Below are 15,305 nucleotides of genomic sequence, written 5' to 3' on the forward strand. Positions count from 1 at the left end.
TGCCCCCCTCTTCCGCTTCCGGCTCGCCCCGGAGGCCAACACGCGCTGGTGCTGCGCTGACGGTGGCTCAGGCGGGGGCGGTCTCGACCGCTCCGGGGCCGGATCCGGCCGGACCCGCCGTCTTGGGGCCCGCCGTCTCCGGTCCGGCCGGATCGGGCCCCGCCGCCCGGGACCCCGCCGAATCGGGGAGGACGGCGTCGCGCCGCAGCAGGGCCGCGTAGCGCCCGTCGCGCGCGATGAGCTCGTCGTGGGTGCCGCGCTCGGCGATCCGGCCGCCGTCGAGGACGACGATCTGGTCGGCGTCGCGGATGGTCGACAGACGGTGGGCGATCGTCAGCGTGGTGCGGCCCGCGGCCAGCGCGTCGACGGCCCGCTGGACCGCCTGCTCGGTGCGGGTGTCCAGGGCGCTGGTGGCCTCGTCGAGGATGAGGACGGGCGGGTCGCGCAGAATGGTGCGGGCGAGGGCCAGGCGCTGCTTCTCGCCTCCGGAGAAGCGGTATCCGCGCTCGCCGACGAGGGTGTCGTAGCCCTCGGGCAGCGAGGCGATGTGCTCGTGGATCTGGGCGGCGCGGGCCGCGGCCTCGATCTCGGCGTCGGTGGCGCCGGGGCGGGCGAAGCGGAGGTTGTCGGCGACGGACGCGTGGAAGAGGTAGGTCTCCTGCGACACCACGCCCACCGTCCGGGCCAGGGAGTCGAAGTCCAGCTCCCGTACGTCGACGCCGTCGATGGTGACCCGGCCTCCGGTGACGTCGTACAGCCGGGGCACCAGATAGCTCAGTGTGCTCTTGCCGGATCCGGTGGCGCCGACGACGGCGAGGCTGCTGCCCGCCGGGACGGTCAGATCGATGCCGCCGAGCGTGGGGGTGGCCGAGTCGGGGTCGTAGGAGAAGCTGACGTCCTCGAAGCGGACCTCGCCGCGTGCCCGCCCCAGCCTCACGGGCCGGGCGGGCTCGGTGATGTCCACCGGCAGGTCCAGGTACTCGAAGATGCGCTGGAAGAGCGCGAGCGAGGTCTGCACCTGCACGCCGGTGCTCAGCAGGGAGACGGTCGGGCGCAGCAGGCCCTGCTGGAGGGTGACGAAGGCGACCAGGGTGCCGATGGAGAAGGCCGGGCCGCCGAGGTGGAGGAGCAGCCCGGCCGCCCAGTACAGCAGCGCCGGGATGGCCGCCATGATGATGCCGATGACCGACATGCGCCAGCGTCCGGCCATGTTGGAGCGGATCTCCAGGTCCGCCAGCCGTTCCGACTCCTCGGAGAAGGAGCGGGTGAGGGAGTCGGCGCGGCCCATGGTGCGGCCCAGCAGGATGCCGCTGACCGACAGCGACTCGGTCACCATCGCCGACATCGCCGCCATCTGCTTCTGCCGCCGGGTGGCGATCTTCTTGCGCTCCCGGCCCACCCTGCGGCTTATCCAGACGAACAACGGCATCAGCAGCAGGGAGACGAGGGTGAGCCGCCAGTCCAGCACCAGCATCGCCACGATCGTCGCCACCACGCTGGTGAGGTTGGAGACCAGGGAGGTCGCGGTGGAGGTGACCGTGGCCTGCATTCCCCCGATGTCGTTGGCGATGCGGGACTGGACCTCGCCGGTGCGGGTGCGGGTGAAGAACGCCAGGGGCATCCGCTGGAGCTTGGCGTAGACCCCGGTGCGCAGGTCGTGCATGACGTGCTGGCCGACGGTGGTGCTGATCAGCGTCTGGAGGACGTTGAATACGCTGGTCAGCACCGCCGTGGCGATCATGCCGAGGGCGAGCAGGGACAGCAGGCCGGTGCGCTGCTCGGGGATGGCCACGTCGAGGATCTCGCGCAGCAGGAACGGCGAGGCCACCGACACCAGCGAGGAGGCGCCGACCAGCAGTCCGACCACGGCCAGCCGCCCGCGGTAGGGGCGGAAGAGGCGCAGGATGCGGCGGATCTGGGCGGGCGGCTGCGGCTCGTCCTTCCCCCTCCGCGGTGGGGTCCAGTCGGGTTCGTCGCGGTGCAATGCGCTCCTTCGGCGGTCGGCGGGGGGCGGTGCCGGCCGCCCGGCGGGCGGCCGGCCCCGGCTCACCAGCCTACGGTCGCCCGCACGCCGGGTGCCCGTCCGCGCCGTCCGGGCGGGCGGCGCCGTGCCCGGACGGCGGCCTCCCGGACAGCGGTCCCCCGTCCGGTGGGCTTCCGGTCCGAACCGTGTACCGGACCTGCTCATGCCGTACCTCGTCCCATCCCCGCGCGGAAAACCCTTTGCCCTCCCGCCGGAGATGACGGAAGGCTTGCACGGCCTCCTCCGCTTGTCCGACATCGAGACCGTTTCCGGGACGTCATGCGCATTCGCGATCTTCCATATCCCGATCCCGGCGACCCCGACGTACGGTCCGGGGCCCGCCTCATGCTCTGGCTGTGGCGCGCGCAGCTGGGCGGCCAGCTGAAGGCGCTGGCCTGGGGGACGCTCCACATGGCGGCGGTCGCCTCCTTCCCCCTGGCCGTGGGCATGGCCGTGCAGGCCGCCACCGAGCGCTCCGGGAACCGGCTGGTCCTCGCGGGCGCCCTGACCGTGGCGCTGGGTCTGGCGGTCACCGTCGGCGACACCATGCTGCACCGTGCCGCCGTCACCAACTGGATCACCGCCGCGGCCCGGGTGCAGCAGCTGCTGGCCCGGCGGACCGCCGAGCTGGGGGCCGCACTGACCCGGCGGGTGGCGGCGGGCGAGGTGGTGGCCGTCTCCACCGGGGACATCGAGAAGATCGGCTGGTTCGTCGAGGCCGTCTCCCGCTTCGGCGCCGCTTCGCTGACCACGGCCGGAGTGTGCGCGGCCCTGGTGGTGTACGAGCCACTGCTGGGCACCGTGGTGGCGTTGGGCGTGCTGGCGCTGGTGGCGGCCGTACTGCCGCTGCTGCCGCCGGCGACCCGCCGGGCGGACGCGCAGCGGGCGAAGGCCGGGCGGGCCACCGAGCTGGCCGCCGACACCGTGGCCGGGCTGCGGGTGCTGCGCGGCATCGGAGGCGAGGAGCTGTTCCTCGGCAGGTACCGAAGGGCCTCGCAGGAGGTGCGGCGGGCGGCGGTGCGGACCGCGCGGATGTGGTCGCTGATCGACGCCGTGCAGGTGGTGCTGCCGGGGGTGCTGCTGATCGCGGTGGTCTGGCTGGGGGCGCGGCTGGCGCTGGAGGGCACGGTCGCCGTGGGTGAACTGGTGACGGTGTACGGCGCGGTGACCTTCCTGCTCTTCCCGCTGCGGCTCTTCCAGGAGATCGCCATGGCCTACTCCTTCTCCCGCCCCTCGGCCGAGCGGGCCGCCCGGGTCCTGGCGCTGAGCCGCGGGACGCGGACGGACGCCGCGGTGGCGCGCGACGGCGCGCGGGTGCTGCCGGACGGCGACCTGTACGACCCGGTGAGCGGGCTGCTCGCCCCGGCCGGAAGCCTGACCGCGGTGGTGTGCGGCGACCCCGACGAGGCCGGCCGGCTCGCCGAACGTCTGGGCGGACACGGCACCGGATCCGGAACCGGGGCGCCGTCGGTGCTGCTGGGCGGGGTCGCCCTGGACGAGGTGCCGCTGGAGACGGCCCGTACCGCCGTACTGGTCCAGGACAAGGACCCGGTGCTGCTGTCGGGCACCCTGGAGGAACTGCTCGACGTGCCGTCGTCCGGCGCGGTCGCGCCCGGGCGGGCGCTGGAGGCGGCCCGGTGCGGCGATGTGCTCGCCGCACTGGCGCGCGCCGGGGGCGCCCCGGGCGGCGACCCGATGCGGGCCCGGATCACCGAGCGCGGCAGGTCGCTGTCGGGCGGCCAGCGCCAGCGACTGGCACTGGCCCGGTCGCTGGTCGCCGATCCGCGGGTGCTGGTGCTGGACGAGCCGACCAGCGCCGTCGACTCGCACACCGAGGCACGTGTCGCCGACGCGCTGCGCAGGCTGCGGGCCGGCCGCACCACGGTGGTGTTCTCCTCCAGCCCGCTGCTGCTGGACCGGGCCGACCGGGTGGTGTTCGTCTCCGGCGGCGAGGCCGCCGCGGTGGGCACCCACCGGGAGCTGCTGGCGGACGAGCCGGGGTACCGCGCGGTGGTCACCCGTGAGGCCGGCGGCGATGACGACGGCGCCGACATCGCCGACACGGCCGGCGAGGACGAACTCGCGGCCGACGCGGCCGGGAGCCGGGGGCCGCGGCACGAGTGGATGGAGGAGAGCGCATGATCGGCGTCGCACCGCCCGCCCATGATCCCGCCGCGTCCGAGGCGGCCGCGACTCTGCCGGTCGGCGCGCCGGGTACCGTGCGCGCCTACGTCGGCGAACTGGTCCGCCGGCACCGCCGGGCCTTCGCCGTGCTGGTGTCGGTGAACGCCGTCGCGGTGCTGGCCTCCATGGCCGGCCCCTATCTGCTGGGGCGGGTGGTGGAGGACCTCGCGGCGGGGACCCGCGATCTGCGCCTGGAGCGCACCGTCGTCCTGTTCGCCGTGGCCCTGGTCGTCCAGACGGTCTTCGTCCAGCAGGTACGGCTGCGCGGGGCGGTGCTGGGTGAGCGGATGCTGGCGGATCTGCGCGAGGACTTCCTGGTCCGCTCGGTGCGGCTGCCGCCGGGTGTGCTGGAGCGGGCCGGTACGGGTGACCTGCTGTCCAGGATCACCACCGACATCGACCGGCTGGCGGGCGCCATGCGCGAGGCGGTGCCCCAGCTGTCGATCGGCGTCGTCTGGGCCGCGCTGCTGCTGGGCGCGCTCACGGCCACCGCGCCGCCGCTGGCGCTGTCCGTCGTGATCGCCCTGCCGCTGCTGCTGGCGGGCTGCCGCTGGTACTACCGGCGGGCGCCCGGCGCCTACCGCTGTGAGGCGGCGGGCTACGCCGCCGTCGCCGCCGCCCTGGCCGAGACCGTGGACGCCGGGCGGACGGTGGAGGCCCACCGGCTGGGCCCGCGCCGGATCGCCCTGTCCGAGCACCGCATCGGCCGGTGGACGGCGTGGGAGCGGTACACGCTGTGGTTGCGCACCGTCCTCTTCCCCGTCGTCAACGGCACCCATGTGCTGATCCTCGGCTCGGTGCTGATGCTCGGCGGCTTCTTCGTGCTGCGGGGCTGGATCTCGGTCGGCGAGCTGACGACGGGCGCGCTGCTGGCACAGATGCTGGTCGAACCGATCGGCCTGATCCTGCGCTGGTACGACGAGCTCCAGACCGCCCAGGTGTCCCTGGCCCGGCTGGTCGGGGTACGGGAGATCGAGCCGGAGTCCGGCGACGGCACGCTGCTCCCGGACGGCCGCGAGGTGCGGGCCGGCCAGGTGCGGTTCGGCTACGGCGCGGGCGGCGACGTACTGCACGGGGTGTCGCTGGACGTCGCGCCCGGTACGCGGGTCGCGCTGGTGGGGCCGTCGGGGGCGGGCAAGTCCACGCTGGGCCGGCTGCTGGCGGGGATCTACGCGCCGCGGGCGGGCGAGGTCACGCTCGGCGGGGCCGAGCTGTCCCGGATGCCCGCGGAACGTGTACGCGAACACGTGGCGCTGGTCAATCAGGAGCACCACGTCTTCGTCGGTTCGCTGCGCGACAACCTGCTGCTGGCGAACGCGGGCGCCGGCGACGCCGAGCTGTGGGCCGCCCTCGCCGCGGTGGACGCCGACGGCTGGGCCCGGAAGCTGGCCGACGGCCTGGACAGCGAGGTCGGCTCGGGCGGGGAGGCGATCACCCCGGCCCAGGCCCAGCAGATCGCACTGGCCCGGCTGGTGCTGGCCGATCCGCACACCCTGGTGCTGGACGAGGCGACGTCCCTGCTGGACCCGCGTGCCGCACGGCATCTGGAGCACTCCCTGGCGCGGGTGCTCAGGGGGCGCACCGTGGTGGCGATCGCGCACCGGCTGCACACCGCGCATGACGCGGATGTGATCGCGGTCGTGGAGGACGGCCGGATCAGCGAGCTGGGAAGCCACGGTGAGCTGGTCGCCGCCGACGGCGCCTACGCCGCGCTGTGGCGGTCCTGGCACGGCTGATCCGGGCCCCCTTCCTCCTCTTCCTCCTCTTCCTCCTCCGCGTCCCGGAGCGCTCCGGGACGCGGAGGAGGAAGGGGGCGGGGCGTGCGGCCGGGGGCGGCTCGGCCGAGGGTGGCTCAGCCCAGGAAGCCCACGGCCCACAGCCCGCTCAGCCCACCGGCCAGCATGAAGCCGGGCATCAGGACCTGCACCTCGACCCAGCTGCCCGCCTTGAACCGCATGGGCTTGGGCGTGCCCAGCGGGTACCAGCGCTTGCTTCCCACGGGTATCGGCCACAGGACCGGGCAGCCGGAGACGGTGATGGCGTCGCCGAGGTCGTGGACCAGGGCGCCCAGCACGATCGGCAGTCCCAGCCACAGGTACTCCTGGCCGGGTGCGGTGAACAGCCAGTCCGCCCCGTTCCCGGGCTTGTTCAGGATGTCCGCCAGGATCCAGGCGCTGGTCGCCCCCAGCAGCCACACCAGAACGTCGCTGGAGACCCGCGCCGCCCGCCACAGCAGGCCCTCGACGGCCAGCACCATGTGGACGAAGAGGATGCCCAGCACCGCCCAGCGTCCGCCCAGTATCGCGAAGGCCGAGAAACCGGCGCCCATCGCCACCGCCCACAGCCAGGTGTGGGTGAGGGTGCGGTGGCCTCCCGCGCGGCGCGGGTCGCCGGACTTGCGGGTGGCCTTGTAGACCGCGCACGAGAGTTTCTCGATCACCATGCACAGCCATCTGGAGAGCGGGCCGAAGGCACGGGAGATCGTCGCCGACTTGTGGTCCAGATCGGGCGCGAGGGCCGCGCCCGCGCAGATCAGGGCACCGACCACCAGGACCGGCCACGGCATCGGCCGGCCCAGGGCGTCCGCCGCCGCTCCCACCCCCAGCCACGCCGCCGCCCCCGACAGTGAATGCGCCGGTCCCATCATGTGCGTCCCCACCCCATCGCGCTCGCTCCTGCGTTGTGCCGGTGGCACAGCGTAGTGCCGATGATCTTCGTGCGGTCGGCCGGTTCCCACCGCAGGCGCCGCGGCAGGCAGTATGGAGGGCGTGACCCTTATCGATCAGATGCCGAGCACCGCAGATCCCGACACTCTCTACGAAGCCTTCTCCGGCTGGGCCGAGGGACGGGGCATCACGCTCTATCCCGCCCAGGAGGAGGCGCTGATCGAAGTGGTCTCCGGGGCGAACGTCATCCTGTCCACGCCGACCGGGTCCGGCAAGAGCCTGGTCGCGGCCGGGGCGCACTTCGCCGCGCTCGCCCAGGACAAGGTCACCTTCTACACCGCCCCCATCAAGGCCCTGGTGTCGGAGAAGTTCTTCGACCTGTGCAAGATCTTCGGCACCGAGAACGTCGGCATGCTCACCGGCGACGCCTCGGTCAACGCCGACGCGCCCGTCATCTGCTGCACCGCCGAGGTGCTCGCCTCCATCGCGCTGCGCGACGGCGCGGACGCCGACATCGGCCAGGTCGTGATGGACGAGTTCCACTTCTACGCCGAACCGGACCGCGGCTGGGCCTGGCAGATCCCGCTGCTGGAACTGCCCCAGGCGCAGTTCGTCCTGATGTCGGCGACGCTCGGCGACGTGAGCAGGTTCGAGAAGGACCTGACGCGGCGCACCGGGCGCCCCACCGCCGTGGTGCGCTCCGCCACCCGGCCGGTGCCGCTGAGCTACGAGTACCGCACGACCGGCCTGACCGAGACGCTGACCGAACTGCTCGAAACCCACCAGGCTCCGGTCTACATCGTGCACTTCACCCAGGCCCAGGCGGTGGAGCGCGCCCAGGCGCTGATGAGCATCAACATGTGCTCGCGCGCCGAGAAGGACGAGATCGCCAAGCTGATCGGCAACTTCCGTTTCACCACCAAGTTCGGGCGGAACCTCTCGCGCTACGTCCGGCACGGCATCGGGGTGCACCACGCCGGAATGCTGCCGAAGTACCGGCGGCTGGTGGAGAGGCTGGCCCAGGCGGGCCTGCTGAAGGTGATCTGCGGTACCGACACCCTCGGGGTGGGCGTCAACGTGCCCATCCGCACGGTGCTGTTCACCGCGCTGACCAAGTACGACGGCAACCGGGTGCGGGTGTTGCGGGCACGGGAGTTCCACCAGATCGCGGGCCGCGCCGGCCGGGCCGGTTTCGACACCGCGGGCCTGGTCGTGGCCCAGGCTCCCGAGCACGTCGTCGAGAACGAGAAGGCCCTGGCCAAGGCGGGTGACGACCCGAAGAAGCGCCGCAAGGTGGTGCGGAAGAAGGCCCCGGAGGGCTTCGTCAACTGGAGCGAGCAGACCTTCGAGAAGCTGATCGCCTCCGATCCGGAGCCGCTCACCTCCCGCTTCAGGGTGACCCACGCGATGCTGCTGTCCGTCATCGCCCGGCCCGGTGACGCCTTCGCCGCGATGCGCAAGCTGCTGGAGGACAACCACGAGGACCGGCGCAGCCAGCTGCGCCACATCCGGCGGGCGATCGCCATCTACCGCTCTCTCCTGGACGGCGGGGTCGTCGAGCGGCTGGACGCACCCGACGCCGAGGGGCGCCGCATCCGGCTGACCGTGGACCTCCAGCAGGACTTCGCGCTCAACCAGCCGCTGTCGACCTTCGCTCTCGCCGCGTTCGAGCTGCTGGACCCCGAGTCCCCCTCGTACGCGCTGGACATGGTCTCCGTGGTGGAGTCCACGCTGGACGACCCGCGGCAGATCCTGGCCGCCCAGCAGAACAAGGCCAGGGGCGAGGCCGTCGCACAGATGAAGGCCGACGGCGTCGAGTACGAGGAACGCATGGAGCGGCTGGCGGACATCGGCTACCCCAAGCCGCTGGAGGAACTGCTCTTCCACGCCTACGGCGTCTACCGCAAGAGTCATCCGTGGGTCGGCGACCATCCTCTGTCCCCCAAATCCGTGATCCGTGACATGTACGAACGGGCCATGACCTTCGGGGAGTTCGTCTCCCACTACGAGCTGGCCCGCACCGAGGGCATCGTGCTGCGCTACCTGGCCAGCGCCTACAAGGCGCTGGAGCACAACGTGCCCGACGACCGGAAGTCCGAGGACTTCCAGGACATCGTCGAGTGGCTGGGCGAGATGGTGCGCCAGGTCGACTCCAGCCTGCTGGACGAGTGGGAGCAGCTGGCCAATCCCGAGGACGAGACCGCCGAGGAGGCCCAGGACCGCGCCGACCAGGTCAAGCCCGTCACCGCCAACGCCCGTGCCTTCCGCGTGCTGGTGCGCAACGCGATGTTCCGGCGGGTGGAGCTGGCCGCCCTGGACAAGGTCGAGGAGCTGGGCGAGCTGGACGCCGAGGCCGGCTGGGACGCCGATGCCTGGGCCGAGGCCATGGACGCGTACTGGGATGAGTACGACGACCTGGGCACCGGTCCGGACGCCCGCGGCCCGAAGCTGCTGCGGATCGAGGAGCGTCCCGAGGACGGCCTGTGGCGGGTGCGGCAGACGTTCGCCGACCCCGGCGGCGACCACGACTGGGGGATCACCGCGGAGGTCGACCTCACCGCCTCCGACGAGGAGGGCCGAGCGGTGCTCAAGGTCATCGACGTGGGACAGCTCTGACGGCGGCCGCGGGCTCGCGCGGGGACGGGTCCGCGGCCGGCGGAGGCGACTGCCGGGTTCCGTGACGCGGGAGGAAGTCTCCCCGGGGGAGCGGAACCGGTCCCCCTCGACCGGCTCCCCCGGCTCCTCCGGCTTCCGCGTTCCCGGCCGGCCGGTGCTCCCGCTCCGGCCGGCACAGGGGACGGGCCGACCGCGCCGTGCTCAGCGCCAGCGTCAGGCCCAGCCGGTGCCGGAGAACCTCGTCCTCGCCGTCGGCGGTGAGCAACCCCCGCACGACCCTCCTGGCCGCGAGGGACTCCGGCCGGGCGGTGGTCAGCTCCGGCCGCAGTTCCGCCAGGCGGGCCCGCTCGGCCGGATCCGGTACGGCCTCCTCCAGTACCTCTGGTGTGAGCACCGCGGCGTGGGCGGCGGCCGCCGCCCACGGATCGTCCGTCCGGCGGACCGCCTGGGCGATCCGCCGGTCCCGCCAGTGGCGCGGACGCCAGTCCTCGCCCTCGGCCAGAACGCGCAGCAGCCCCTCGGGCAGCGGACCGCGCAGCAGCGCCGGCCGGTACTCGGCGACGTCTCGCAGCTCGCTGGCGAGGTAGAGCCAGACCACCGCCCGGTACCGGTTGAGGGAGAAACGCACCGGCCCGAAGCAGCCGGCCCGGGCCAGCCGCGTGAAGCGCACCGCGGTGACACCCAGCAGCCCGGCGCCCTCCCGTGCACCGACCAGACGCAACCGCTCACGCAAAGTGGCCGGAAACCCCTCCTCGGCTCGCACCCGGGCCAGTTCGGCCACCGGCACCCGGCGGCGACGGCTCTCGCGCCGCGACGCCACCGTCGCCAGCGCGCCCAGCTCCACGGCCAGTTCCAGCTCCCTCGGCCTGATCCCCAGCATCCGGTGCGCCTCACCCATCGGCACGGCCTCCACCGCGTCCGTCTCCCGTGTAACGGTTTTCTCCGCCCGTACCAGTCCGACCGGCATGGCGATCCCCCTGTGCATCTCGACGACTACCGTGTGCGACGAAGGTAGTCCGCTGTCGATCCGCTCCGGGGAGCCTGTGGAAAACCTGGAGAAAGCCCTGATGGGGCTGTGTCCGGGGTAAGGCCTGCGACGGCCCGGCGGGGTGGTCGGCCCCGGGCCGCCGCTCAGTGGTCGTTGCGCATGGCCACTCCCAGGTGCTCGCCGACCCGGTTCACCAGCAGGGTCGTCTCGTAGGCGATCTGGCCCAGGTCGGCCTCCGCCTCGGCGAGCACGCACAGACAGCTGCCGTCTCCGGCGGCCGTCACGAAGAGCATCCCCTCGTCGAACTCGATCATCGTCTGCCGCGCCCGGCCCACGTGGAAGTGCTCCCCCGTGCCTCTGGCCAGGCTGTGCAGCCCGGACGCGACGGCGGCCAGGTGTTCGGCCTCGCTCCGCTCCAGGCTCTGGGCGGCTCCGGTGACCAGCCCGTCGTTCGAGAGCACCAGCGCATGTCGTACCGAAGGCATCCGCTGCGTCAGATCGTCCAGCAGCCAGTCCAGCTCACTGCTCAGGGCCATCCCCGATTCCCCCTTCTCATGGTCACGCGGTGCCAGCCTTACCCACGACGGGCCCCGGGGCAACCACCGATCTCGGCCGCCCGCCGCCCGGTCGGAACAGGAAGGAAACCGGAAGCAGGGGTACCGGGATCGGTCAACGGGAAAGGCACCGGCAGTGGACGATGACGACCGTATGACGAAGTACGACGGGACAGGTGTGCTGGAGTTCTTCACCGAGCGGGCCGCCGGCTGGGACGCCCGCTTCCCCGACGACGGCCCCGCCTACGACGCAGCCGTGGCCGAGCTGGGGCTGTTCCCCGGCGACACGGTGCTGGACGCCGGCTGCGGCACCGGGCGCGCGCTGCCCGCGCTGCGCGCGGCGGTGGGCAGACAGGGCACGGTGATGGGCGTCGATCTCACCCCGGCGATGCTGGAGGTCGCCGTCCTGGCCGGACGGCACCGCGGCGCGCTGCTGACCGTCGCCGACGCCGCCCGGCTGCCGCTGCGCGGCGCAGTGCTCGACGCGGTGTTCGCGGCCGGTCTGGTGTCGCACCTGCCCGACCCGGCCGCCGGCCTGCGGGAACTGGCCCGGGTGGTCCGGCCCGGCGGCCGTCTCGCGCTGTTCCATCCGGTCGGGCGCGCCGCTCTCGCCGCCCGGCACGGACGCTCGCTCGGGCCCGACGACCCGCGGGCCGAGCCGAACCTCCGCCCCCTGCTGGCGGCCGCGGGCTGGCGCCTGGTCTCCTGCGCCGACGAGGACCACCGCTACTTCGCGCTGGCCGTGCGCGACTGAGCGCCGCGCGCGGTCCCCCGGGCTCACGGGCCGAGGAGGGTGCCTTGGTGTGTCCCCGGTCTCTCGACGCCGCCCCCCTGACATGGCTAGGGTGCGCGGACGATGTCCGGAGAGTCCGGAGAGGAGGCCGACGTGGCAGAGGCACAGGACGCGCGCGGCGGGAGCGACGACGCGCTGTACGTGCTGACCGCGGCGCTGCTCACCCCCGCGCAGTTCCCGAGCGTCCTCGGCGACGACTACCCCGAGGCGTGCGCCGCCCTGGGGCTGGAGCCGTACGCGGAGGGCCACGGCCTCGTCCTCGGTCAGGACGGGCAGGGCGCGCGCTGGACCGTCGTCACGGAGGACGTGTCCCTCGTGGCGTGCGCGATCGCCGCCTGGGACTGCGGTATGGAGTACGACCTGTCCCCGGACGAGCGGACGATCGCCGCCGTGCTGCCCGGCTGGCCGCTGGCACTGGCGGTCGCCGCGCCCGGCGTCCCCGCCCCCCACGACCCGGAGCCCGATCCGGAACTGGACGGCGGCCGGGCACCGCTGTCCCCGCCGGACACCTCGCGCTGGGGCCCGGCGCAGCGGCGGCTGGGCGCTGACGAGATCGCGTTGCAGTGGGCGGACTGGCGCGCCCGGGTCGAGGCGGACGTGACGTTCGTCGAGCCGGGTGAGAACCCCGACAGCAGGGTCCGGCACGTTCTGGAGGAGGCCCGCGGTTACGTGCACTCCCCGCCGCCGCCCGGCCGGATCCGTTCCGCCTTCGCCACCGAGGAGGCCCGGACTCTGCGTGCGGACGGGCCCGGCTGGAGCCTGGTGGCGCGGACCGACGACATCGCGTTCGTCCTGCTGGACGACGAGCCCGGCGAGGTGCTCCCGGTGGGCCGCGGTTCGGAGCTGCCGGGGCTGCTCAAGGCTCTGGACGAGCTGGCGGTGCGGCCTGACGCGGCGGCCTGAGTTCCGGCCGGTCCGCGCGGGCCACCGGCCGCGCCCGGGTCAGCGCCCGAGCTCCTTGCGGCCCACTCGCCGCACCCTGCGCCGCTGCGAGGGGTCGAGGGCCAGGTAGGCGATCGCCGGCACACCGACCACCACCGCCAGTGCTATCAGGAAACTGCCGGTCAGCGCCCACAGCAGCAGCCCCACCGCCACACCGCCGACGGCGGCCTTTCCACGGTTGGTCATCTTCCACGCCTCCTCCGGCGACGGTACGACCGCCGCTCACTTGGGAGAACGTACGTACGGGCCGCCTGGTTCCACACCTCTGCCGCGGTACCGGAGAACGAGGAGCGGCGCCGGTGGCTGCCCACGGTTTCCGCGGGCAGCCACCGGCCACCGTTCCGGCCGGGCTCCGGCCGGGTTGTGTCAGGAGTGGATCAGGAGTGGATCAGGCGAGGCTCTCCATCACGGGGTAGTAGCCCCCGGACTGGCCGGCCGCCTTGGGGTGGTACGAGTTGGTGATGTTGAGCCAGTCGACGCTGTGCAGCCACGAGTCGCCGGAGCAGATCTCGTGCCCGGTGAACCTGCCGCGGACGTCGCCGAAGGTGAAGCCGTGGTTGGCGACGCGCTTGGCGATGGTGTCGCTCAGGTGGTCGGACGCGTCGTTGATGGCCGCGCGCGAGGTCTCGCTGAGTCCCACCCAGCAGCTGCCGTTGAGCTTGTAGAAGCGGGGGTAGTTGAGGACGACGACCCGGGCGTTGGGCGCCTTGCTGCGGATGGCGCTGTAGACCGCGTCGAGCTTCCCGGGCAGGGTGTTGGAGATGTAGGTGCGCGCCTCGTTGATCCGCGCGACGCACGCGTTGGTGCCCTGCAGGACACAGGTGGTCATGGCGTCGGCGAAGCCGGCGTCGTTGCCGCCGATGGAGATGCTCACCAGGGTGGTACCCGACGACAGGGGGCCGAGCTGGTTGTTGATGACGTCGCCGGTCTTGGCGCCGGAGCAGGCGGTGAAGTGGAAGGAGGCGGGTGCGTTCGCGTTCTTCCACAGCACCGGGTACGCCTTGGTGCTGCGCTTGCAGGAGCCGCTGGAACTGTCGTAGCTGCCGGCGCCGACTCCGGAGGAGTAGGAGTCGCCGAGCGCGACGTAGGAGGTGGCCGCGGCTTCCTGGGCGGATGCCACGCCCGCGCCGCCGAGTCCGAGTCCGACCAGGGCGGCGAGGGTGGCCGCCACGGACGCGAGACGGGACAACTTCATGAAGTCTCCTGGGTGTGGAGGGAAGAGGGGGGAAGTGCGCCTACTACGTAGTAGCAGCGCGGAGCGCTTTCAGGAAGTGTCCATGCCAAAACTGATCCAACATTCGGTTGAACAACCGCCCCGCGTCGCCGCAGGTAACGGCCTTTTCCCGACAAACAATCAAGTGCGCCCCCCGGGGGCGGCGAGGGCCTGCCGGCCGCCGGAGGGTGCGCCCCCGGGCGGCTCCCGTCTCACCGGAAGCGGACCGTCAGGTCTGCGTCTCCGGCTCGTACGCGTCGGGATGCAGGCCGAACGTCCAGGCGACGCCCTCGCGGGCGGTCCGTGTGGACGGCGGCACCCTCAGCCAGTACGTGCGGTGCGTACCGTCCGGCTCGGGAGTGGAGTTGACCACCTCGACCGTCAGCACGGGCTCGTCGCCCTCCAGGTCGATCCGCCACAGCACGCCGGTGGAGTCCCGGTGGACCGGCCGGGCGCCGGACTCGGACAGGTAGCGGTCGTAACCGTAGTGCTCCAGCATCACGCGGCGCAGTTCGGCGTTCTCCTCCGCACGGATGCGTTCGGGGGTGAGGGCGTCCAGCCCGGCGAGGAAACCCGCCGGGACCGGCATGCCCTTCCAGGCGTACAGGGCGAAGCCGTCGGGGAAGAGCAGTGCGGGGCCGTCGCTCCGGTCGAGCCGTCCGGCCTCGTCGCGGTGGAGCTCCACCGGGCGCTCGGCGACGACCGCCACCCGCTCGTAGGGCCACCACCAGCCCGCGGCGCGGGCGACCGCCGCAAGCCCTCCCAGCGGACCGGTCCCCTCCCCGCCGCCGAGAGCGGCCAGCCAGGGTGCGTCGTGCTGGCCGAGCACCGCGTCCAGCAGGGCCAGCCGCACCGCGGGCTCGTCCGCGGGCGAGGGCGAGGGCGAGGCATCCTCGACGACGCCGGTGCGTACGCGCTCCACCAGGAGTGTGGTGGTGTCCCACAGCGGTGCGCCGGTGCGCGCCCAGTGCTCCGCCCACCCCACCGGGCCCAGCCTCCCGTGCAGCCGCTGCCGCTCCGCCGCCCACGGCAGGGTGCGGACCTCCCGCCGTACGCCGCGCCCCGCTCCCCGCAGGGTTCGTACGGCGGCCACGGCCGCGCGCGGCGAGCCGGCCCACACGATGCGCTCGGGCTCGGCGAGCCCGGCCGTGCGGTACGCCAGGCGCACCCCGGCCTCCGCGGCGGGCCGGTCGGCCGGGCCGGTCCGTGCCGCGACCTGGCGCCACCGCTCCACCTCCCCCACCGTGCCCACCAGTTCACTCGTCCGGGTGTTCGTCACCGTCACCGTCACCACTCCTTCTCCGCTCTTCCCCGGCCGGCCCACGA

12 protein-coding genes are annotated in these 15,305 nt (G+C 73.2%); 5 read left to right on the top strand and 7 right to left on the bottom strand.

Translation table 11 applies throughout. The features are described from left to right. Window positions 1–67: 67 nt before the first annotated feature. Window positions 68–1,984 (bottom strand): ABC transporter ATP-binding protein, encoded by a 1,917-nt coding sequence (locus tag CUT83_RS12000; RefSeq protein ID WP_101255835.1) that lies wholly within the window; start codon window positions 1,982–1,984, stop codon window positions 68–70. Between the two features lie 318 nt (window positions 1,985–2,302). On the opposite strand from CUT83_RS12000, the gene CUT83_RS12005 reads away from it, so the two are divergent. Next, window positions 2,303–4,165, top strand: coding sequence for an ABC transporter transmembrane domain-containing protein (locus tag CUT83_RS12005; RefSeq protein WP_101255836.1), 1,863 nt, complete (start codon window positions 2,303–2,305; stop codon window positions 4,163–4,165). Next, a complete protein-coding gene (locus tag CUT83_RS12010) occupies window positions 4,162–5,943 on the top strand; it encodes an ABC transporter ATP-binding protein (protein ID WP_101255837.1) in 1,782 nt (593 codons plus the stop codon). The genes CUT83_RS12005 and CUT83_RS12010 overlap by 4 nt, the downstream gene beginning before the upstream one ends. Window positions 5,944–6,059: 116 nt before the next feature. Here CUT83_RS12010 and CUT83_RS12015 read toward each other — a convergent pair whose 3' ends face one another. Next, complete coding sequence (locus CUT83_RS12015) at window positions 6,060–6,854, bottom strand: metal-dependent hydrolase (protein WP_101255838.1); 795 nt, start codon at window positions 6,852–6,854, stop codon at window positions 6,060–6,062. Window positions 6,855–6,975: 121 nt separating this feature from the next. Between CUT83_RS12015 and CUT83_RS12020 the strand changes: the two genes are divergently transcribed. Further along, a complete protein-coding gene (locus tag CUT83_RS12020; protein WP_101255880.1) occupies window positions 6,976–9,489 on the top strand; it encodes a DEAD/DEAH box helicase in 2,514 nt (837 codons plus the stop codon). On the opposite strand, the gene CUT83_RS12025 is transcribed toward CUT83_RS12020, so the two are convergent. Beyond that, on the bottom strand, window positions 9,467–10,456 hold the full coding sequence (locus CUT83_RS12025; protein WP_143688538.1) for a DUF6397 family protein: 990 nt from the start codon (window positions 10,454–10,456) through the stop codon (window positions 9,467–9,469). The two genes, CUT83_RS12020 and CUT83_RS12025, sit on opposite strands and share 23 nt — an antisense overlap. 164 nt (window positions 10,457–10,620) lie before the next feature. Then, complete coding sequence (locus CUT83_RS12030; protein ID WP_101255840.1) at window positions 10,621–11,013, bottom strand: roadblock/LC7 domain-containing protein; 393 nt, start codon at window positions 11,011–11,013, stop codon at window positions 10,621–10,623. Between the two features lie 172 nt (window positions 11,014–11,185). Here CUT83_RS12030 and CUT83_RS12035 point away from each other — a divergent pair, with 172 nt between their 5' ends. Continuing rightward, window positions 11,186–11,785 (top strand): class I SAM-dependent methyltransferase, encoded by a 600-nt coding sequence (locus tag CUT83_RS12035; RefSeq protein WP_101255881.1) that lies wholly within the window; start codon window positions 11,186–11,188, stop codon window positions 11,783–11,785. Window positions 11,786–11,887: 102 nt separating this feature from the next. Next, complete coding sequence (locus CUT83_RS12040) at window positions 11,888–12,727, top strand: hypothetical protein (RefSeq protein WP_240957842.1); 840 nt, start codon at window positions 11,888–11,890, stop codon at window positions 12,725–12,727. 39 nt (window positions 12,728–12,766) lie between these two features. Here CUT83_RS12040 and CUT83_RS12045 read toward each other — a convergent pair whose 3' ends face one another. From CUT83_RS12045 to CUT83_RS12055, 3 genes are all read right to left on the bottom strand, one after another. Further along, window positions 12,767–12,952 (bottom strand): tail-anchor membrane protein, encoded by a 186-nt coding sequence (locus CUT83_RS12045; RefSeq protein WP_093850078.1) that lies wholly within the window; start codon window positions 12,950–12,952, stop codon window positions 12,767–12,769. Window positions 12,953–13,154: 202 nt separating this feature from the next. Next, window positions 13,155–13,961, bottom strand: a complete 807-nt coding sequence (locus tag CUT83_RS12050; protein ID WP_101255841.1) for an SGNH/GDSL hydrolase family protein — start codon at window positions 13,959–13,961, stop codon at window positions 13,155–13,157. 247 nt (window positions 13,962–14,208) lie between these two features. Then, the gene (locus CUT83_RS12055) at window positions 14,209–15,264 is read right to left on the bottom strand and encodes a DUF6745 domain-containing protein (RefSeq protein WP_420882405.1); all 1,056 of its coding nucleotides are present in this window, start codon (window positions 15,262–15,264) and stop codon (window positions 14,209–14,211) included. Window positions 15,265–15,305: the final 41 nt, after the last annotated feature.

The sequence above is a fragment of the Streptomyces barkulensis genome (genome assembly GCF_002843305.1).
In the GTDB taxonomy this organism is placed as follows: domain Bacteria; phylum Actinomycetota; class Actinomycetes; order Streptomycetales; family Streptomycetaceae; genus Streptomyces; species Streptomyces barkulensis.